Genomic DNA, 19,388 nt, shown 5'->3' with positions numbered 1-19,388 from the left:
GAATCGTCATCATGTGGCGGAAGACGTGGACTCCTCACCCTGTGCACCCTTCGCCGGACGTCTACGTCGAGGTGGCGGCGTCACCCCGTCGGCCATGCGACGGGCCGTGACCAGGAAGCCGGTGTGGCCGACCATTCTGTGGTCGGGCCGCACAGCCAGCCCCTCGACATGCCAGTCACGAACCAGGGTCTCCCACGCATGGGGCTCGGTGAAACTCCCGTGCTCCCGGAGAGTTTCGACCGTACGCGACAGCTGGGTCGTGGTCGCGACATAACAGCAGATCACACCGCCAGGAGTGAGCGCCTTGGCCGCGGCGTCCACACATTCCCACGGGGCGAGCATGTCGAGGATGATCCGGTCGACGTCACTCTCGTCGAGGTCGGCGACGAAGTCGCCGACCACCAGGCGCCACTGCGACATCGGGCCGCCGTAGAACTTCTCCACGTTCTTGGTGGCGATCTCGGCGAAGTCCTGGCGCCGCTCGTAGGAGGTGACGGTGCCCTCGGAGCCCACCGCGCGCAGCAGGAAGCAGGTGAGCGCGCCGGAGCCGACCCCCGCCTCCACCACCCGGGCACCCGGGAAGATGTCGGCCATGGCCACGATCTGCGCCGAGTCCTTGGGGTAGATGACCGCCGCGCCGCGCGGCATGGAGAGCGTGTAGTCCTGCAGCAGGTGCCTGAACGCCAGATACTGGGTGCCCCCGGACGAACGCACCACCGAGCCCTCGGGCCGGCCGATCAGCTCACTGTGCGGGATCCCGCCCTTGTGCGTGTGGAACACGCCGTCTTCCTTCAGCGTCACCGTGTGACGCTTGTTCTTGGGGTCGGTGAGCTGAACCTGATCCCCGGCCTGAAACGGCCCATGCCTGCGAAAACCCATGACCGCAAGGTTAACGGCGCGCGACCGCGGCCGATCCCGCCTCGATCCGGGAGCGGCGGCCGAGTAGGGGGAAACGGACACTGCTGTCCGTAACAGACGGAGAGCTACGATCCGTAAAATAGTTAGCCCCGCTATAGGAGAACTGGTAGCTGTTGTCGCATGTTTCCCCAAGTTGTGGTTCCGGCAGGCCCCGTCGTGCTGAGGCCGCTCTCCCCCGCCGACACCGAAGCGATCGTCCGCGCCTGCGCGGACCCGGAGATCGTCCGGTTCCTCCCCCTGGTGCCCGTGCCCTACACCCGGGACGACGCGCTCCAGTACCTGGAGATGGCCGAGGAGGACTGGAAGGGCGGGGGAGCCGCGTTCGCCATCGCGGACGCGGAGACGGGCGAGTGGCTGGGCAACATCGGCCTCAAGCCCTCCCGCCTGCGGAGCACCAACGAGATCGGCTACCTGGTCGCCCCATGGACGCGGGGCCGGGGGGTGGCCACGGCCGCCACCGCCGCGCTGGCCGGATGGGCCTTCGGCCACGGGGTGGAACGCGTCGAACTCCTCGCCGACGTGGAGAACCTGGCCAGCCAGCGGGTGGCCCTGGCCGCCGGCTTCCAGCGCGAGGGCGTGCGACGCGGGGCCGAGCAGCAGCGTGACGGCACCCGCCGCGACCTGGTGTCCTTCGCACGCCTGCGGGGCGACTCCGGCGAGCGCGTGGCACCGCTCCTGCCGGACTTCCCCGGCGGCTCACTGACCGACGGGGTCGTACGGCTGCGGCCGCTCACTCCCGCCGACGCCGCCGACTACCTGGCGCTGCGCAACCTGCCCGACGTCGTGAGGTACAGCGTCCCGCCCGAGCCCCACAGCGCCGAGGACGTCGCGGAGCGGTGCCGCGCGGCGGGCGCGAACCAGCTGGCCGGCCGGGGGGTCGAGGCGGTGATCGCGGACGCCGCGACGGGCGCGTTCGCCGGGGAGATCCAGCTCTCCAACGTGATCCCGCCACTGGGGCAGGCCATGACGGGCTACAGCCTGCTGCCGGCGTTCCGCGGCAGGGGTTTCACCACCAGGGCGGTGAACCTGCTGGTCGACTGGACCTTCGAGCACACCTCCCTGAGCCGGGTCATCGCGGGCACCTCCCCCGCCAACATCGCCTCGCAGCGCGTGCTGGAGCGCGCGGGCTTCACCCGCGAGGCACTGCTGCACGGGCTGCTGCCCGGCCCCGACGGCACCCGCCTGGACGACCTGCAGTGGTACCGGCTGCGGGACGCCCCACGCTAGGGGCCGCGTTCAGTCGGCGCCGAAGTGGGCCCTGAGCCTGGCGTAGGCGGCGTCGGTGCCCTGCAGCACCCGGTCGATGTCGGCGTCGGTGTGGGCCGCGGACAGGAACCAGTTGTGCCACGGGTGGAGGTAGACGCCCTCCTGCAGGCAGGCCGCCGCCCAGAACATGCCCTTGTCCAGGGTCGCGTCCCCCTCGAAGGAGAGCCAGGGGATCTGCACCGGGCCGGTCTGGTTGACCGTGAAGCCATGGGAGGCGGCCTGGGCGGCGAGGCCCTCACGCAGGCGGGTGCCCGCGCGCTCCATCAGGGCGATGCCGTCGATGTCGCGCAGCGTCTCGATGGTGGCCTTGGCCGCGGCCATCGGAGCGGCGTTGAACCAGAAGGAACCCGTGGAGTAGAGCGTCTGGGCGGGTCCCCGCAGGGCGTCCACACCGGTGACGGCGGCGATCGGGTGGCCGTTGGCCATGGCCTTGCTGAAGGCGTACAGGTCGGGGCGCACGCCCAGCGGCTCCCAGGAGCCGCCGAGGTCGATCCGCCAGCCACCGCGCACGTCGTCGATCACCAGGGCGGCGCCGATCCGGTCGGCCAGCGCCCGCACCCCCCGGGCGAACTCCGCGGCGACGAGTTCCTGGTCCTCGAACGAGTCGTGCTTGAACGGCGTCACGATGATCGCGGCGACGTCGCCCTCCGCCTGCGCCGCGGCGGCCTCGACGCTGGCGAGGTCGTTGTAGGTGAACTCGACCAGGTCCGCGCGCTCGCTGGGGGTGGTCCCCGCCGTACTGGGCGTGCACCACGGGTCGGCCCCGTGGTAGGCGCCGTGCGCCATGAGGACCTTGGTCCTGCCGGTGGCGGCACGGGCCACCATCAGGGCCTGGGTGGTGGCATCGGTGCCGTTCTTGGAGAACATCACCCAGTCGGCCTGTGGGACGGTGTCCACCAGGAGTTCGGCGAGCTCCACATAGACGGGGCCGGGGCCGTTGAGGCAGTCGCCCACGGCGAGCTGGGCCGTGACGGCGGCCTCGACCGCGGGGTGGCGGTGGCCGAGCACGACGGGACCCCAGGAGCACATGAGGTCGACGTACTCGCGCCCGTCGGCGTCCCGCTGGCGGCAACCCTCGCCGCCGACGAAGAACTGCGGGTAGGCGGGGCCGTGCAGGGCCGCGTTGAGGTGGCCGTACATGCCGCCGGGGACGACCTTGGCGGCCCGCTCCCTGAGTCTGGCGTCGATGGACATGCGGCGTCCTTTCAGATCCGGATCGGTTCGTGCGCTTCGCTGCCGTGCCCGGCCGCGAGCGGCGGGATCACTTCTCCTCACGTAGTGCGCGCGCCCCGTCCAGGCCGGCGTCCGACCCCAGGCCTCCCGCGACGCGGGCGGCCAGCTCGGTGCCGAGCCGTGCCGCGCCGGCCACGTCGCGGCCGTCGACCAGACCGGCGATGAACCCGGCGCAGTAGGCGTCACCGCACCCCGTGGTGTCGACCACTTCGACGTCGAGGGCGGGAACGCGGGTGACGCCCTCCGCCTCGGCGATCAGACTTCCGTCCGCACCGAGCGTGACCAGGACCGCCGAGGGCCCCTCCCCCAGCAGGGCCAGCGCGGCCTCCTCCGCACTGCCCGCACCGCTCATCAGCAGTGCCTGCTCCTCGTTGGGCAGAAGGTAGTCGACGTGCGGGAGAAAGCTCCGAACCCCCTGCATGAGGTCCGGCATATTAGACAGAAGGTCCATTGTGATGATCGTGCCCGCCGCGCGCGCCTCGTCGAGCAGCGCGAAGAAGGCGGGGTCGTACAGACCCCAGGTCACGTCCATGCCCCCCAGGTGCACGACGCGCGCGCCGAGGATCCGCTCGCGTCCGACGTCGGTGACCGCTAGGCCCAGGTTTGCTCCGGGGACGTGGAAGGACGGGCGCCCGCCGTCCGGGCGGATGGGCAGGATCGAGGCGGCTGTCTGCTCTCCCTGTCTGCGGACCACCCCGGTCACGTCGACGCCGCGCCGCCCCATCATCATGACGAGCAGGTCTCCGAGCTCGTCGTCGCCGACCGCCCCCACCGAGGCCACCGGGACACCGAGTGCGGCCAGGTCGACGGCGGTCGCGGCCGCGGCACCCGCGGCCGTGACGCGGATCTGCTCCAGCAGGTGGGTGTCCTGCCCGGCGGGAATCGACTCCACCGGCCTGGCGAGCACGTCCACGATGTGCACCCCGAGGGCTACGACGGTCATAGCGAGTCCTCCTCATGTCTTCAGCGGATAATAGACGGGCGACCGACTACAATGTCAACGGATTCCGTTCGGGAGGGAACCGAGTTGCCAAAGATCGTCGATCATGGAGAGCGCCGCGAGGAGGTCATCGAGGCCGCTCGCCGCATCATCCTGCGCGAGGGCATCGAGGCCGCCACGACCAGGGCGATCGCCAAGGAGGCCGGCTACTCCAACGGCGTGCTGACCCACTACTTCGCCGACAAGGACGACATCATGCTGTCGGCGCTGCGCTCCTCGCACCGGCGCATCGTGGAGCGCCTGCGCGGCAAGCTGGCCGGCCTCACCGGGCTGGCCGCGCTACGCGAGCTCCTCCTCGACAACCTGCCACTGGACGAGGAGCGCACCCGGGAGAGCGGGCTGGAGGTCGGCTTCTGGGGTCGCAGCATGACCAGCCCGGCGATGCTGGAGGCGCAACGCGCCGAGGCCGAGGAACTGCGCTACCTGGTGCGCAGCCTGCTCGGCGCCGCGGTCGCCGGTGGGGAGATCTCCACCACCGAAGACCTCGACGACGTGACCGAGCGGCTACTCGCCCTGGTCGACGGGCTGAGTGTGCACCGCCTGCTCTACCCGGACAGGCTCGGCACCGCGCGCCTGGAGCGGGTGCTCAACGCCGAACTGGACCGCCTGCGTCCCACCGGCGCGTAGCGCCCGGCCCCGTGCCCGCTCGGCTCCCGGCAGGTACGCTCAGGGAGCCGAGGCCCCGGTCCGGGGCGCGGGCGGAGCTCAGGCCAGCAGGGTGTAAAGCCGGTCGGCCACCCCTCGCGCGGTGGGCCGCTTGGCCACGTCACCGAGGCATGCCTGGACCAGATCCGACAGCTCGGGCTCCAACCCCGGATCGATCGACGGCGGCGTGCTGTACACCTTTCGCAGGGTCAGCAGCGGGTCGTGGGTGGGCAGTTCCCCGTAAAGCCCGACGCCGCTCACCGCCCAGTGCAGCGTCGCGCCCAGCGACCACACGTCGCCCGCGGGGGTGGGCGTCTCCCCCTGCAGCAGCGTGGGGTCGGTGAACTCCACCGAACCGATGTCCCCCATCCCGGTCACCGTCACGCCCGGCGTCAGCACCTGCGACAGGCCCAGGTCGGAGAGCTTGCCCCCGTCGTCGGCGAGCAGCACGTTGCCGGGGCGGATGTCGCGGTGGACGATGCCCTCCTCGTGCAGTGCCTGCGCCGCGTGGGCGACGCAGGCGATCGAGCGCAGCACCCGCTCACGCGACGGCCGCTCCGCGGGATGCGCCAGCGAGCCGTCCGGCAGGTACTCCATCGAGTAATAGAACACCCCGCCCTGCTGACCGGCGTCGTAGAGCCGCACCAGATACGGGGAGCGCACCGCGGCGAACGCCTTCAACTCTCTCGTGGCCCGGCGGAAGGCGTCCTTCCCCGTACCCCCCACCACCTTCACCGCGACCAGATCCACCTCGATGGGTAACCGCTCGGGCCTTTTCGCCAAGTAGAACTCACCGTGATTACCGGCTCCCAGCGACCGGATGAACTCGTAATCGGCGATGCCTTCCACAACGGTCTCCCTCCATGCCTGCGCAACGTTCGCGACGACATCCCACACACGGTAACGTCGCCTTCGCCATTCTCGGGGCTTTTCTTTGCATACGGAAAGCGTGCTCGCAAGTGCTGCACATGGATCTGCTCCTGCTCGACCTTGTCATCGTCCTCGCGGCCGCGCGGCTCTTCGGAGCGCTGGCCAGATGGCTCGGCCAACCTCCGGTCATCGGCGAGATCGTGGCCGGCATCCTGCTGGGACCCACCCTGCTGGGCCCCCTGATCGGCGACGAACTGTTCGGCTCCGAGATGCGGCCCCCGTTACAGGCCCTGGCCAACGTCGGCCTGGTGCTGTTCATGTTCGTCGTCGGCCTGGAACTGGACCAGAAGCTGGTCAGGGGCAAGGGACGGATCGCGGTGACGGTGGCGCTCGGCTCGACCGTGGTGCCGTTCGTCCTGGGCTGCGTGCTCGCGCTGGCCATCGCGGGTGAGCACGTGGGAGGCGACAAGACCCTGCCGTTCGTGCTGTTCATGGGCGCGGCGATGGCCGCCACCGCCTTCCCGGTGCTGGCGCGGGTCCTCACCGACCGGGGAATGCAGCGGATCACGCTCGGCGGCCTCGCCCTGGCCTCGGCGGCCGTCATCGACGTGCTCGCCTGGACCGTCCTGGCGGTGGTGGTGGGCATCGCGGGGGCCGGAGAGTCCGAGGGGCAGTGGAAGGTCCTGCTCGCCCTGCCGTACGCACTGGTGATGTTCCTGGTCGTCAAGCCCCTGCTGGCTCGGCTGGTGCCCGCGTACGAGAAGGCCGGGCGGCTGACGCCCGGCCTGCTCTCCCTGGTGCTCCTCGGCCTGATCGGATCGGCCTGGGCCACCGAGTGGATGCACGTCCACTTCATCTTCGGCGCGTTCGTGTTCGGCGCGGTGATGCCCCGCGAGGGGGCGGAACGGCTCAACCACGAGATCCTGGAGCGGCTGGAACAGCTCGCCGTGCTGCTGCTGTTGCCGATGTTCTTCGTGGTGGCGGGACTCAACGTCAACCTGCGCGAACTCGACCTGTCCAGCCTCGGCACGCTTTCCGCGATCCTGGTCGTCGCGATCGGCGGCAAGCTGCTCGGCTCCTACGCCGCCGCGCGGACCCAGCGGCTGCCCAACCGGCAGTCTTGGGCACTGGCCTCCCTGCTCAACACCCGAGGGCTCACCGAGATCGTCATCCTCACCGTCGGCCTGCAGAAGGGCGTGCTCGACGACGAGCTCTACTCGCTGATGGTGGTCATGGCCCTCGTCACGACCGCGATGACCGGTCCGCTGGTGCGCAGGATCTACCCCGACAGGCGGGTGGCCCGCGACATCGCCGAGGCCGAACGTGCCGCCCTCGGCGTGACCGCCGCCCACCGGATACTGGTGATCGTGCCCGATCCACCCGCCGAGCAGGCCCCGTTGGTCGGCCTGGCCACCACCCTGGCCCTGTCCAGATCGCCGTCCGAGGTGGTCCTGGGCCACCTGCGCCCCTACCCGGCAGGCCGCCTGGAGGTCGGCAGCGGCCTCTCCTCGGAGCTGGCCGAGCTGGCCGAGACCCTCCACGATCTGGAGGCGCTGGCCGGCAGTGCCCGCGAGCGCGGCTCGGAGACCAGGGTGGTGAGCCGGTTCAGCGCGGATGTGGCAGGTGAGTCGCCGGAGCTGGCCGCCGGCGCCCGAGCCGACCTGCTGGTGCTGCCCGCCGGTGTCCCCGGCTATGCCGCCGTGCGTGACGGCGCGGTCTGCCGCGTGGTGACCGTGTCCTTGCCCGTGCCGGAACAGTCCGAGCCCGGTTCCGAGCCGGGGCCGGTCGCGGTACGTCACGGCTCCGGTGACGACGCGGCCGCGCACGTGGCGCTCACCCTCGCGATGCTGTGGAACCGGCCACTGGTCGTCACCGGCGGGAACCGGGCCTCAGCCCTGGCCCAGCGGCTGTCCAAGCTCGGCGTCGCGGCCGCCGCGGGTGCGATCCCCGGGAACGCACTGGTCGTGGCCGCCGACACCGGGACCGCCCCGGAGGGCGCGCACCTGCTGGTCCGCGCCGAGCAGGATCCCGACCCGGTCGACTGGGCCGAGGCCGTCTCCGCCCTGCGCGCCCCGGCCCCGCGGCTCTGAGCGCGAGCGACACGGCAAAGAGCCGGGTGGTACGGGCCGTGGCCGCACCACCCGGAAACCACCCGGAAGGCGTTCTCAGCTGTTGCGGTGTGACTCGTAGCGCATGGTGCGTGAGACGCCGATCCGCACGGTGGTGCCGGGCATGATGGTAACCGGCTCGTTCGGCGGGATGTCGTAGAAGTTGGGGTCACCGGGCGGCTGGATCTGGGTGCCGTTGACAGATCCCAGATCGACCAGGTTGACGTCCCAGCCGTCCAGCGCCACCCGCAGATGCCGGCGGGAGACCGAACCGTCGGGGCTGGTGACCTTGGCCGGACGCACAGAGCCGTCGGCCACCTCGGGTGCCCGCTCAGGGTCGCGGCCCACCAGATAGTCGGTGTCGAGCCGCAGCGTGAGGCCGTCGTCCAGGAGCAGGACCCCCAGCGGCGGGCGCGGTCCCTTGTAGGGAACGAGGGTGCGCTGGACCAGTGCGATACCGCAGACCGCACAGTAGGGCACGCGAGGGTCGTTGAAGTGGTCGTTCTTGCAGTCGACCCCGTAGACCAGCGGCCGCGCCTCGGGTTCGGCCCCGGAGCTCGGCGCGGGCCCCGGCGGCTCGGCCGCGCCGGGCGTCAGCAACTCGTACTCGAACGGCTGGTCGCGGACGTCGACGGGATCCCCGCCCATCCCGCTGGCCCTGGCCGTGTCGATGTCCTCGTGACGGACCTCTTCATGGTGGACCATCGCGGGGGCGGGTCCGGTGGAGGGCATCTGCCCCTGCGGTGAGGCCCCGGGAGGCGGCTCGGAGTGCCACGCCTGCGGCTGCGGCTCCATCGGCGGCGGGGCGGTGACCGGCGGATAGGGATCCGCCGGTCCCATCGGATAGGGCTCGGCCGGGCCCAGCGGGTAGGGCGCCGGCGGGGCGCCCTCCGGTGGGGCCGACCGCTCGGGGGGCGCGGGCATCGGGGTGGGCGCGGGAGCCACGGGCTCCATCCGGGGCGCCTGGTGGACCTGTGACGCGGCGGGCTCCATCCGCGGCATGGCCTGCGGGGCGGCCCCCACCTCCGTCAGGTCGCACCAGACGCCGCCCGCGACGATCACTCCGGCGTCCAGCCGGGACAGCGGGTGCGCGGCCCCGGCGTCGGGCAGGCTCAGCTCCACCCGGGTCACCGGGCCGGGAACCAAGCGGTCGGACCAGGTGAGCGCGTCGCGCCCGGCGAGCTGGATCTCACCGGCCGCGCCGGTCACCGCCGCGAATGCCGGACCGCTGACCAGGACGGCCACTCCCCCGTTGACCGGACCGGCGACGGCACACGCCACCGGCTCGCCTATCACGACGGCGAGGATCTGGGCGACACGGCGGGCCAGCGACCGGCCGTCGCCGCCCGAGGCCGCGGTCTCCCGCAGCGCCCCCAGCAGATCCTCAACGACGGCCTCGGCCGCGTCGCACACCAGCAGCAGGCCGCCCACATAGGCCACCAGCCCGTTGCCCGGAAGCGGACGCACCACTCCGAAGCCCTGGTCGGTCACAGAACTCTCCCTCCCCGGAAACGCCACCGGATGAACGGCACCCGCATGGGACCGTTCGTCACCAGCCAGATGCATACCCAGACGACGGTGAAGTGCGTCCAGAAGGCGGCCGGCGGGACCGGATCGATAACATCGACTGCACCGGACCGTAGCAAAAAGTACAGCACAAGGCCTTCGGGCACGAGCGTCAGCAGCCCGAAGAGGGTCGGCCAGTCCTTCTCCCATCTGAACTGCATCAGGAAGTGATATATCAGCTCCCAGACGATCCCCAGCACGCCTACCGCCGCGAGGACCAGAAAACCGTTGAGGTAGCGCTCGGAGAGCGGCCCGGAGGAGCCGGGAAGCACCGGCACGATCAGCAGGGTGATGATCGCGCCAACGGTGGCGAGCATGAAGAGGCGCGTCTGAATACGGCCCCACAGAGTCGGAACCACGGGGGACTACTCCTTACACCGACGAGTTGAAGGCCCACTTGAACCACTGCGAGGTCGAGCGCAGCGGTCCCATCTTCTTGACGAACCCTCGCCTTGCCAGGTCGTCGGCTATCTCCTGAGCCGCGATCTGCAGGCCGAGGAAGGTGTCGACGCCCGGGAAGTAACCTCCGAGCGTGGCCGATCCCGAGGCGTAGAGGGCGCCGTCACCGTTGGCCGTCCCCTTCACCTCGAAGTGGCGCTCCACCTCGAGCCTGCCCACCGGATTGCGGAACGCCCCGCCGTGCTGGAGCAGGTCCGCGAAGATCCGATGCTCGGCGATGTCGGCCTCCAGGCCGGTGCAGTCGATGATGTAGTCGGAGACCGGCTCGCGGACGATGCCGTCACTGCTGCGCACGTAGCTGACCAGCCGCCCGTCCTGGCCGTGCTCCACACGGTCGACGGTGCCCTGCACGGGGTGGTAGTAGCCGCCACTGCGCCCCGCACGCATCTGCTCCTGCCAGCGCCGCCGGTAGGGGGTGTTGGTGCCGCCCATCTGCTTGTACTTCTTCGCCCGGTCGGCACCCTCGAGCTTGCGCATCTGCGCCTTGAGCTGACCGCCCCACACCGACTTGGGGTAGTTGAAGCCCTGGTAGGCCCAGCCGTCCCCGCCCTTGCGGCGTGACCAGATGTGCGGACCGTGGGAGCCGCTGACGAACGTGCGGAAGATGTGGATGATCTGGGTCTGCAGGCCGTACCGCTCCCGGTCGTCGAACAGCCGCTGGAGCACCCGGGAGGCGACGATGCCGCCGCCGCGAATGACCACGGTGCCCGGCCTGGTCTTCAGGAACTCGTAGACCTGCTCGTGCGGCTCGTAGGCGTTGACGACGTGCTGGTAGTCACCGTGCTTGGTCCGGAACTCCTGCAGGTCGGGCAGGAACTTCAGGCCCGGGTAGCCGATCGCGATGTGCACGAAGCGCGAACGGAAGATGATGCGCTTGGTCGCCGCCGCGCCGTCCGGCGGGGTGACCACCGTGAAGTAGCCGCCCCCGGCCCGGCGGCGGACCATCCGCACCTGTCCCTTGACCAGCATGTCCCAGTAGTTGATGCGTTTGGCCTCACGCTCCAGGTTCTCGAAGACCGTGCCCGCGCGCGGGGTCCAGTAGTCGTTCAGGAGCGGCTCGGTGAGGATCTGCCACAGGTACGACGGTTTCTTCTCCTTCCACGCCTCTTCCAGGGCGTAGGAGGGGAACCCCCACAGATTGTCCGGGCGGGAGGAGGAGTCGGAGCGGATCCGCTCCCCACGGGGGATCTGCGAGCACCTGGTGAGGAACTCGTAGGTCTGCCATGGGTGGTCGATATTGGAGACCACCCGCATCTGCGAGGTGGGGACGCCGTAAATCCTCAGATAGTCGAGCGTCACGAAGGAGCCCATGCCGCCACCGACCGTGAGGAACGGGATGTCGTACATGGGTATGCCCGCGGCGGCGACCATCTGGTCGGTCCACTCGGACGCGCCGAGAAGATCCGGCGTCAGATCGCCGGCCGGAGCCGGCGTGTGGGGGGGTGCCAATTGACGTCCCTTAAGCTACATGGCCAGCCAGTTCACTAGCCAAAACCCTAGTCCTGGTACGAGCCGAAAACGAGTAGGACAAACAGGGATGATTCTCCCTGGCCGTCCCGTCTTCGGCGAGTATTCAGTGAGACGCCTGCAAGTGACATGTGGTTCGCTTAAACTCCGCTGAACACTCGATTCACGTCAGACGTCGCGAGCACGCCGAAGATCTCGCCACCGCGCTCCACCAGGAGATACTCACCCGCCGGGGACTCGCGCATGGCGTCGATCAACGGCTCCCCCTCCAGGTCTGCGGCCAGTACCAGCGACGGTTCGAGGCTGCGCGAGAGCGAGCCCGTCGTCACCCAGGGGCGGCGGCTCTCCGGGGTGGCCTCCACCGCGACCTCGTTGACGATGCCCGTGGGGTGGCCCTCGTGGTCGACGACCACCATCGCCCCCGCCTGTGCCTCCGCCGCCCGGCGCAGGGCCTCGGCCAGCGGCACGTCACCGGTGACCGCGATGGCCCTCCTGGCCAGGGCACGGGCGTTGACCTTGGGGATGCGGGCGCGCACCCGGGCGCCGCGCAGCGCCTGGGTGGCACCGAACCAGATGAAGGCGGCCAGCAGCACCGACCAGGCGAACGTCATGTCCGGCGCCGACCCGGTCGCCAGCGCCAGCCCGATGGGGATCGCGACCAGGGCCACGGCCAGCCCCCGGCCCGCCCAGGCCGCGGCCACCGTGCCCGTACCGGGCTTGCGGGTGATTTTCCAGACGCCCGCGCGGAGCATACGCCCCCCGTCGAGCGGCAACCCCGGCAGCATGTTGAAGACACCGACGATCAGGTTGGCGAACCAGAGCTGGAAGACCAGGACGCCGGGGATCGTGCCGGGGTCGATGATCCGGGAGGCGGCGAAACCGAGCGCGGCCAGGCCGAGCGAGAGCAGGGGGCCCGCGAAGGCCACCATGAACTCCCTGCCGGGCGTCTCCGGCTCGCGTTCGATCTCCGAGACGCCGCCGAGCAGGTAGAGCGTGATGCGCCGGACCGGCAGGCCGTACATCCTGGCGACCACGCAGTGCGCCAGCTCGTGCAGGAGCACCGAGACGTAGAGCAGCACCGCGAAGACGAACGCGACGACGTACGTGATCGGGACGCTCAACTCGGGCAGCCAGAAGGCCACCACGCCCTGGAACGAGTAGGTGATGAACGCCGCCACGATGAGCCAGGTCGGCGAGACGTAGACCGGAATGCCGAACGGCCGGCCCATCCGCAGCCCTGAACTGTCCCGGCGTGGGCTGTCGCTGCTCACCGCTGGCTCACCACTCCTCGTTCAACCCGTGTTCAATCCACCCTCAAGCCTCGATGGTACGCGCCGCCGGCCCACTGGCAGACGCCACGAGGGCACCTCGGGCACAAACTGTCGTCACTGTGACCTACAGTGCGGTCATGTCGCTGACCGAGCCCACGATCATCGGAGCCCTGTCGCCGTCGCGGGCGGGTGACTTCATGACGTGCCCGCTGCTCTACCGTTTCCGGGTGGTCGACAGGCTCCCCGAACCTCCGTCGCCGGCCGCCGTGCGCGGCACGATGGTCCATTCCGTGCTGGAACGGCTGTACGACCTGCCCGCCCCCGGTCGTACGGTCGCCGCGGCCCAGGACCTGCTGGAGCCACAGTGGCACCGGCTGCAACAGGAGGATCCTTCGTATGCCGACATGTTCACCGGTGACGACGACCGCGCCGAGTGGCTGGCCCAGGCCCGCGTCATGCTGGAAAGTTACTTCGCCCTTGAGGACCCCACCTGCCTGGAGCCCGCCGAACGGGAACTCTACGTGGAGGCGGTGCTCGGCAGCGGCCTGATGCTGCGGGGCTACATCGACAGGCTGGACGTGGCACCCGGCGGCGAGGTCCGCGTCGTCGACTACAAGACCGGCAGCGCCCCGGGGCCCGCCTTCGAGGCCAAGGCGCTGTTCCAGATGAAGTTCTACGCGCTGGTGCTGTGGCGGCTGCGCGGCTCGGTGCCCCGCCTGCTCCAGCTGATGTATCTGGGAGGTGGCGGCGAGGTCCTGCGCTACGCACCCGACGAGGCCGACCTGCTGGCCACCGAGAGGAAGGTCCAGGCCCTGTGGCAGGCCATCGAGCGGGCGCTGGAGACGGGTGAGTGGCGTGCCAGGCCCAGCAGACTGTGCGGCTGGTGCAGCTACAAGGACCTGTGCCCGGAGTTCGGCGGCACTCCCCCGCCGGTGCCCGAGCGCCAGCCCGGCGACACCGTCCGCAGCAACCGCCGCCCCGCCAAGACCTCAAGGGCCGCCACCGACGAGCTGTAGCGGCTGTGTCGATCGCGCCACCGCGCGTCACGGCGAGGACGTCTAGGCCCGCCCCAGGAAGACCCCGCCGGGACGCGCCGGCGCTGCTCCCTCCCGAGGGACACCCGTGAGGCCGCGCCGGGGACTGGGCCGAGGAGCGAAGCGGATGAGCGACGAGGGAAGGACCCGGATCCCAGCGGCCGAACCGCGACGCGCAGCGTCGCCAATGGCCCGTGAGGCCGCGCCGGGGACTGGACCGAGGAGGGCGGGGTCGTGAGGAACGAACGGCCCCGACCGACGAGGGAAGGACCCGGACAAGAGCGGCCGCACCGCGACGCGCAGCGTCGCCGGTAGCAGGGAAGGACCCGGACAAGAGCGGCCGAACCGCGACGCGCCAGCGTCGCAATTGAACACTGTCCTACGTGGGGATGAGGAGGATATCCGCCTGTGGCAGGGTGGCCGGGCAGGAAGGGCACCTAAGTTGGTTGTGTGCGCAACACCATCGGTAGCCTGCGGGCCTGGTTCCGCGAGCATCCGCTGATCCCTGATCTGTTCCTCGGGGGGGCGCTGGCGGCCGCCGCAGTTCCCTTCGCCCACGTCTCCCAGGTTTTCGGCGACCCGGCCCGGCTCGGGGGGCCGGACGCGATGAGCCTCGGACTGATCGTGACCGGTTGCCTGTCGGTGGCGCTGCGCCGCCACTGGCCTTTCCTGCTGCTCTGTCTGGTCTGCCTGATCGAGATCACGCTGGCCGCGGCGGAACGGAACCCCTCCCTGCTCTGGCTCGCCGCCCTGGTGCTGGTCTACACGATCGCCGTCCGGCGCGGCCTGGCGGTCAGCCTCTGCGCTCCCGCGCTGGCCCTGACCGGCCACTTCCTGTCCGCGGCGGTCGGTGGCGGGCTTGGCGAGTGGAGTACCCACCTGCTGATGGTCGTCTTCGCCGTCTCCCTGTGGATCGCCGGCCGGAACGTGCGACTACGCCGGGCCTACCAGGCGGAGCTGCACGACCGGGCACGGCGCATGGAGCATATCCGGGAGGTCGACACCCGGGCGGCCAGGGCCGAGGAGCGCTCCCGCATCGCCCGTGAGCTGCACGACGTGGTGGCCCATCACGTGAGCGTGATGACCGTCCAGGCAGCCGCGGCACGCCGGGTGCTGGCCGGGAACCCCGAGGGGGCCCGGGAGGCCCTGTCCGCGATCGAGGAGCTGGGCCGGACCGCGATGTCGGAGATGCGCAGCCTCGTGGGCGTGCTCAGGACCGACGCGGCGCCCGCCGAGCGCAGTCCGCAGCCGGGGATGCGGGAGATTCCCGCCCTGGTCGACCAGATGCGCGAGGCGGGGCTGCCGACACAGCTGTGGATCGAGGACGAGCGCGGGACCACGGGGGCGCTGCCGCCCGGGGTCGACCTGGCCGCGTACCGGCTGGTGCAGGAGGCCCTGACCAACAGCCTGCGGCACGCGGGGCCGCGGGCACGAGCCTGGGTGACGGTGCGGCACGAGTCAGGTGAGCTGGCCGTGCGGGTCACCGACGACGGCCTCGGCCAGGAAGCGGGTGAACCGAGCGAGAGGGTCACCGGTCACGGCCTGGTGGGCATCCGCGAGCGCGTTGCCCTCTATGGTGGACTTCTGAGGATCGGCCCACGTCCCGAGGGCGGATTCGAGGTTGATGCCCGGTTCCCCCTCAAGGACACATGATGACGATCAGAGTGCTGCTGGTGGACGACCAGCCACTCCTGCGCACCGGTTTCCGCCTGATCCTCGAGGCCGAACCCGACCTCACCGTGGTCGGCGAGGCGGGGGACGGCAAGACCGCGCAGGACCAGTCGCGGGCACTGCTGCCCGACGTGGTGCTGATGGACATCCGGATGCCGGGCGTGGACGGCATCGAGGCGACCCGCCGGATCGTACGGGAGGCCGCCGGAGGTGCGCACGTGCCCCGGGTGTTGGTGCTGACGACCTTCGACCTGGACGAGTACATCGTGGAGGCGCTGCGTGCCGGAGCCAGCGGCTTCCTGCTGAAGGACGTCCCGCCGGAGGAACTGGTGCAGGCCATCCGGGTGGTGGCGGCCGGCGACGCCATCGTCGCACCGAGCATCACCAGGCGGCTGCTGGACAGGTTCGGCGCACACCTGCCGGCCCACCGGCAGTCCACCCCCACTCGCCTGGAGCGGCTGACCGAGCGTGAGCTGGAGGTGCTCAAGCTGATCGCCAAGGGCATGTCCAACGCGGAGATCGCCGCCGAACTGGTGGTGAGCGAGACGACGGTCAAGACCCACGTCGGCAACGTGCTCACCAAGCTGAGCCTGCGCGACCGCGTCCAGGCCGTCGTCCTCGCCTACGAGACCGGCCTGATCACCCCCGGCTCGCCTCCCTGACCCGATACCCGGCGCGAACGGGCCCGTCCGCGCACCGGCCGGTCACCACGGCGAGTGCGCGGGCCCGGGCCGGGGATCGATCAGTCCGAGACGGCCTGCAGAGGCGGCTGCTCCTTGGGGGCGTTCTCCGGGAAGTGACAGGCCACCTGGTGGCCCGCCGCCAGCTCTGTCAGCGGCGGTTCCACGGTCTTGCAGATCTCCTGGGCCTTCCAGCACCGGGTGTGGAAGCGGCAGGCGGGCGGCGGGTTGAGCGGGCTGGGCACGTCGCCCTGGAGGCGGATGCGCTCGCGCCCCTCACGCCGCTTGACGTCCGGGATGGGGACCGCGGACATCAGCGCGGTGGTGTAGGGGTGCATGGGCGACTCGTACAGGTTCTTACGATCCGCCAGCTCGACGATCTTGCCGAGATACATGACCGCGACCCGGTCGCTGATGTGCCGGACCACCGACAGGTCGTGCGCGATGACCACGTAGGTCAGGTCGAGCTCGTTCTGCAGGTCCTCCAGCAGGTTGACGACCTGGGCCTGGATCGACACGTCCAGCGCGGACACCGGCTCGTCGGCGACGATGAGCTTGGGCTTGAGCGCGAGCGTACGGGCGATGCCGATGCGCTGGCGCTGGCCACCGGAGAACTCGTGCGGGTAACGGTTGTAGTGCTCGGGGTTGAGACCGACCAGGGCGAGGATGTCCTGGACTTCCTTCTTGATCCCCTGTTCGGTCTTGATCCCCTGGATACGGAACGGCGCGCCGACGATGGCACCGACCGTGTGTCGGGGGTTGAGCGAGGAGTAGGGGTCCTGGAAGATGATCTGCACGTCGCGCCGGAGTGGCCGGATCTTGGACTGCGACATGTGAGTGATGTCGTGGCCCTCGAAGACCACCTTCCCGCCGGTCGGCTCGATGAGCCTGGTGATCATGCGACCCGTCGTGGTCTTGCCACAGCCGGACTCGCCCACCAGGCCGAGGGTCTCCCCCTTGAGGACGTCGAAGCTGATCCCGTCGACCGCTTTGACCGCACCGACCTGGCGTTTGAGCAGGCCCTTGGTGACGGGGAAGTGCTTCTCCAGCCCTTGCACTGACAGAATTGGCTCGGTCACAGACTTTCCGTTCGTCGAACGCGCGTCCGGAGCAACAGGCTTGTCGGCTCGCTCGCTCACGAGGGCTCCAGGTTCACTTTGATCTCGTTCTCCCAGATGTCCCGCCTGACCTCGTGGGACAGGTGGCACCGGACCAGATGGCCGCCGTCGCTCTCGAGCAGCTCGGGCACCTCGGTGCTCGACCTTCCGTCGGTGCGGTCGGCATAGGCGCAGCGCGGGTGGAAGGCACACCCGGTGGGCACGTTGATCAGCGAGGGAGGACTGCCCTTGATCGGCAGCAGCCGTTCGGTCCGTTCCCGGTCCAGGCGGGGCATCGATCCCAGCAGGCCCCACGTGTAGGGATGTTCGGGCCGCTCGAAGATGTCCTCCGCGGTGCCGTACTCGATGCCCTTTCCGCCGTACATCACCAGGATGTCGTCCGACAGCTCCGCGACGACACCCAGGTCATGGGTGATGACGATCAGCGCGGCGTTGAAGTCACGCTGCAGGTCGCGCATCAGGTCCAGGATCTGCGCCTGGACCGTCACATCGAGAGCCGTGGTCGGCTCGTCCGCGATCAGCAGTTCCGGGTCGCAGGAGAGCGCCATGGCGATCATCGCACGCTGGCGCATGCCGCCGGAGAACTCGTGCGGATAGCTGTCGACGCGCTTTTCCGGCTGCGGGATGCCCACCCGGCCCAGCATGTCGATGGCGTGCTTGCGCGCGACCTTCTTGCTGACCTGGTTGTGGATCCGGTAGGCCTCCACGATCTGCGCGCCCACCGTGTAGAAGGGGTGCATCGCCGAGAGCGGATCCTGGAAGATCATCGCCATCTTCTTGCCGCGCAATGTCCGGACGTGATCCGCGGAGGCGGTGACGAGTTCCTCGCCGTCCAGCCAGATCTCACCGGAGATCTTCGCCCGGCCGCCCTTGTGCAGGCCGAGGATGCCCAGCGAGGTGACGCTCTTGCCGGATCCGGACTCGCCCACGATCCCGAGCGTCTTGCCGCGCTCCAACTGGAAGGAGAGCCCGTCGACGGACTTGACCAGACCGTCGTCCGTCGGAAAGTGGATCCGCAGGTCCCTCAGTTCGAGAAAGCTCGACGGAGCGCTCATCCCAGCCTCACCCTCGGGTCGACCACCGCGTACAGCAGGTCGACGATCAGACTGGCCAGCACGACGAAGAGCGCCGCGACCATGGTGACACCCATGATCTTCGGAAGGTCGTTCGTCACGATGGCCTGAACGGCGTAGTCGCCGATGCCCTTCAGCGAGAACGTGCTCTCGGTGAGCACCGCGCCACCGAGCAGCAGGCCGAGGTCCAGGCCGAAGATCGTCAGGATGGGGGTCAGTGCGGCGCGCAGGCCGTGTTTGAGGACCACCCTGGACTCCTGCATGCCCTTGGCCCTGGCCGTGCGAATGTAGTCCTCGCTCATGGTCTCCAGCATTCCCGCCCTGGTCAGACGTGCGTAGGAGGCGGCATAGAGGAATGCGAGGGTGATCCATGGCAGCAGGAGATTGTAGGCCCATTCCACCGGATTCTCCAGGAACGGCGTGAAACTGCCGCCCGGCGCGGTGATGCCCAACCCGTAGCTGAAGATGACAAGGGAGACGATACCGGTGAAGAAGATAGGCAGGGAGACCCCGGCGAGCGCGATGCTCATCGCCGCCCGGTCGAAGATCGTGCCTTTTCGCAGTGCGGACAGCACACCTGTCGCGACACCGCCGAGTAGCCAGATGACCGACGCGCCCAGGGCGAGCGAGAGGGTCACCGGGATGCGATCCACCAGGTCGGGCCAGACCGGCTGCCTCTTGATGAAGGAGTAGCCGAAACAGGGAGCGGGGCACTTCTCGATGGCGGCGCCGGTGTCGAACTCCGAGCCGACGAAGACGCCTGAGATCCAGCGGCCGTACTGCACGGGAATCGGGTCGTTGAACCCGAGTTTTTCCGCCGTGACCGCGATCATCTCCGCATTGGCGGATCTGCCCATGTAACGGCTGGCGAAGTCCTCAGCCGTGGCGCCCGCGATACGGGGAACCACGAAGAAGATCGAGAACGTGACCATGCTCACGATGACGAGCATGAGCACCGCGCCGATCAGGCGCCGGATGATGTAAGTGACCACAGTCCCCCCGGCTCCAG

The 19,388-nt window shown here is 69.7% G+C and carries 17 protein-coding genes; 6 read left to right on the top strand and 11 right to left on the bottom strand.

What is annotated here, in order from left to right; all coding sequences use genetic code 11:
* Positions 1–9: 9 nt before the first annotated feature.
* A complete protein-coding gene (locus AB0K21_RS19265) occupies positions 10–879 on the bottom strand; it encodes a tRNA (adenine-N1)-methyltransferase (protein ID WP_350919231.1) in 870 nt (289 codons plus the stop codon).
* A gap of 159 nt (positions 880–1,038) precedes the next feature.
* Between AB0K21_RS19265 and AB0K21_RS19260 the strand changes: the two genes are divergently transcribed.
* Entirely contained in the window at positions 1,039–2,145 is a 1,107-nt protein-coding gene (locus AB0K21_RS19260) for a GNAT family N-acetyltransferase (protein WP_364151531.1), read from the top strand.
* 9 nt (positions 2,146–2,154) lie between these two features.
* Here the strand turns inward: AB0K21_RS19260 and AB0K21_RS19255 are convergent, their stop codons facing one another.
* Positions 2,155–3,378 (bottom strand): aminotransferase class III-fold pyridoxal phosphate-dependent enzyme, encoded by a 1,224-nt coding sequence (locus AB0K21_RS19255; protein WP_343961171.1) that lies wholly within the window; start codon positions 3,376–3,378, stop codon positions 2,155–2,157.
* A 67-nt stretch (positions 3,379–3,445) separates the two neighbouring features.
* Positions 3,446–4,360 (bottom strand): PfkB family carbohydrate kinase, encoded by a 915-nt coding sequence (locus AB0K21_RS19250; RefSeq protein ID WP_343961169.1) that lies wholly within the window; start codon positions 4,358–4,360, stop codon positions 3,446–3,448.
* A gap of 84 nt (positions 4,361–4,444) precedes the next feature.
* Between AB0K21_RS19250 and AB0K21_RS19245 the strand changes: the two genes are divergently transcribed.
* A complete protein-coding gene (locus AB0K21_RS19245) occupies positions 4,445–5,044 on the top strand; it encodes a TetR family transcriptional regulator C-terminal domain-containing protein (protein WP_343961167.1) in 600 nt (199 codons plus the stop codon).
* Positions 5,045–5,122: 78 nt separating this feature from the next.
* Here AB0K21_RS19245 and AB0K21_RS19240 read toward each other — a convergent pair whose 3' ends face one another.
* The gene (locus AB0K21_RS19240) at positions 5,123–5,911 is read right to left on the bottom strand and encodes a serine/threonine-protein kinase (protein ID WP_343961165.1); all 789 of its coding nucleotides are present in this window, start codon (positions 5,909–5,911) and stop codon (positions 5,123–5,125) included.
* Positions 5,912–6,030: 119 nt separating this feature from the next.
* On the opposite strand from AB0K21_RS19240, the gene AB0K21_RS19235 reads away from it, so the two are divergent.
* Entirely contained in the window at positions 6,031–8,022 is a 1,992-nt protein-coding gene (locus tag AB0K21_RS19235; protein WP_364151526.1) for a cation:proton antiporter, read from the top strand.
* Positions 8,023–8,097: 75 nt separating this feature from the next.
* On the opposite strand, the gene AB0K21_RS19230 is transcribed toward AB0K21_RS19235, so the two are convergent.
* The 4 genes from AB0K21_RS19230 to AB0K21_RS19215 all read right to left on the bottom strand — a co-directional run bounded on the left by AB0K21_RS19230 (position 8,098) and on the right by AB0K21_RS19215 (position 12,761).
* Positions 8,098–9,531 carry an FHA domain-containing protein gene (locus tag AB0K21_RS19230; protein ID WP_343961161.1) on the bottom strand — a complete coding sequence of 478 codons (1,434 nt, stop codon included), beginning with the start codon at positions 9,529–9,531 and terminating at the stop codon, positions 8,098–8,100.
* Positions 9,528–9,965 (bottom strand): hypothetical protein, encoded by a 438-nt coding sequence (locus AB0K21_RS19225; RefSeq protein WP_343961159.1) that lies wholly within the window; start codon positions 9,963–9,965, stop codon positions 9,528–9,530. Before AB0K21_RS19225 ends, AB0K21_RS19230 begins: the two co-directional genes overlap by 4 nt.
* A gap of 13 nt (positions 9,966–9,978) precedes the next feature.
* Entirely contained in the window at positions 9,979–11,514 is a 1,536-nt protein-coding gene (locus AB0K21_RS19220) for a hypothetical protein (RefSeq protein WP_343961157.1), read from the bottom strand.
* Positions 11,515–11,672: 158 nt separating this feature from the next.
* On the bottom strand, positions 11,673–12,761 hold the full coding sequence (locus AB0K21_RS19215) for a site-2 protease family protein (RefSeq protein WP_364151635.1): 1,089 nt from the start codon (positions 12,759–12,761) through the stop codon (positions 11,673–11,675).
* Between the two features lie 179 nt (positions 12,762–12,940).
* Here AB0K21_RS19215 and AB0K21_RS19210 point away from each other — a divergent pair, with 179 nt between their 5' ends.
* From AB0K21_RS19210 to AB0K21_RS19200, 3 genes are all read left to right on the top strand, one after another.
* Positions 12,941–13,819 carry a RecB family exonuclease gene (locus tag AB0K21_RS19210; RefSeq protein ID WP_343961155.1) on the top strand — a complete coding sequence of 293 codons (879 nt, stop codon included), beginning with the start codon at positions 12,941–12,943 and terminating at the stop codon, positions 13,817–13,819.
* 468 nt (positions 13,820–14,287) lie between these two features.
* A complete protein-coding gene (locus AB0K21_RS19205; RefSeq protein ID WP_343961153.1) occupies positions 14,288–15,490 on the top strand; it encodes a sensor histidine kinase in 1,203 nt (400 codons plus the stop codon).
* Entirely contained in the window at positions 15,490–16,170 is a 681-nt protein-coding gene (locus AB0K21_RS19200) for a response regulator transcription factor (protein ID WP_343961151.1), read from the top strand. Before AB0K21_RS19205 ends, AB0K21_RS19200 begins: the two co-directional genes overlap by 1 nt.
* A gap of 80 nt (positions 16,171–16,250) precedes the next feature.
* Here AB0K21_RS19200 and AB0K21_RS19195 read toward each other — a convergent pair whose 3' ends face one another.
* From AB0K21_RS19195 to AB0K21_RS19185, 3 genes are read right to left on the bottom strand one after another with little or no spacing between them, the layout of a single operon-like run.
* The gene (locus AB0K21_RS19195) at positions 16,251–17,267 is read right to left on the bottom strand and encodes a dipeptide ABC transporter ATP-binding protein (RefSeq protein WP_343961148.1); all 1,017 of its coding nucleotides are present in this window, start codon (positions 17,265–17,267) and stop codon (positions 16,251–16,253) included.
* Positions 17,268–17,323: 56 nt separating this feature from the next.
* On the bottom strand, positions 17,324–18,361 hold the full coding sequence (locus AB0K21_RS19190; protein WP_364151519.1) for an ABC transporter ATP-binding protein: 1,038 nt from the start codon (positions 18,359–18,361) through the stop codon (positions 17,324–17,326).
* Entirely contained in the window at positions 18,358–19,371 is a 1,014-nt protein-coding gene (locus tag AB0K21_RS19185; RefSeq protein WP_343961143.1) for an ABC transporter permease, read from the bottom strand. Before AB0K21_RS19185 ends, AB0K21_RS19190 begins: the two co-directional genes overlap by 4 nt.
* Between the last annotated feature and the right edge of the window lie 17 nt (positions 19,372–19,388).

Origin of the sequence: Streptosporangium sp. NPDC049248, from assembly GCF_040678965.1 — a bacterium.
GTDB lineage: Bacteria > Actinomycetota > Actinomycetes > Streptosporangiales > Streptosporangiaceae > Streptosporangium > Streptosporangium fukuiense.
This window is presented reverse-complemented; position numbering and strand designations above follow the sequence as displayed.

Bases quoted from the DNA above. Each gene is read 5' to 3' on its own strand.
- AB0K21_RS19235 (WP_364151526.1), top strand. From the start codon at position 6,031: ATGGATCTGCTCCTGCTCGACCTTGTCATCGTCCTCGCGGCCGCGCGG.
- AB0K21_RS19210 (WP_343961155.1), top strand. From the start codon at position 12,941: ATGTCGCTGACCGAGCCCACGATCATCGGAGCCCTGTCGCCGTCGCGG.
- AB0K21_RS19200 (WP_343961151.1), top strand. From the start codon at position 15,490: ATGACGATCAGAGTGCTGCTGGTGGACGACCAGCCACTCCTGCGCACC.
- AB0K21_RS19190 (WP_364151519.1), bottom strand. From the start codon at position 18,361: ATGAGCGCTCCGTCGAGCTTTCTCGAACTGAGGGACCTGCGGATCCAC.
- AB0K21_RS19250 (WP_343961169.1), bottom strand. From the start codon at position 4,360: ATGACCGTCGTAGCCCTCGGGGTGCACATCGTGGACGTGCTCGCCAGG.
- AB0K21_RS19265 (WP_350919231.1), bottom strand. From the start codon at position 879: ATGGGTTTTCGCAGGCATGGGCCGTTTCAGGCCGGGGATCAGGTTCAG.
- AB0K21_RS19215 (WP_364151635.1), bottom strand. From the start codon at position 12,761: ATGGGCCGGCCGTTCGGCATTCCGGTCTACGTCTCGCCGACCTGGCTC.
- AB0K21_RS19255 (WP_343961171.1), bottom strand. From the start codon at position 3,378: ATGTCCATCGACGCCAGACTCAGGGAGCGGGCCGCCAAGGTCGTCCCC.
- AB0K21_RS19260 (WP_364151531.1), top strand. From the start codon at position 1,039: ATGTTTCCCCAAGTTGTGGTTCCGGCAGGCCCCGTCGTGCTGAGGCCG.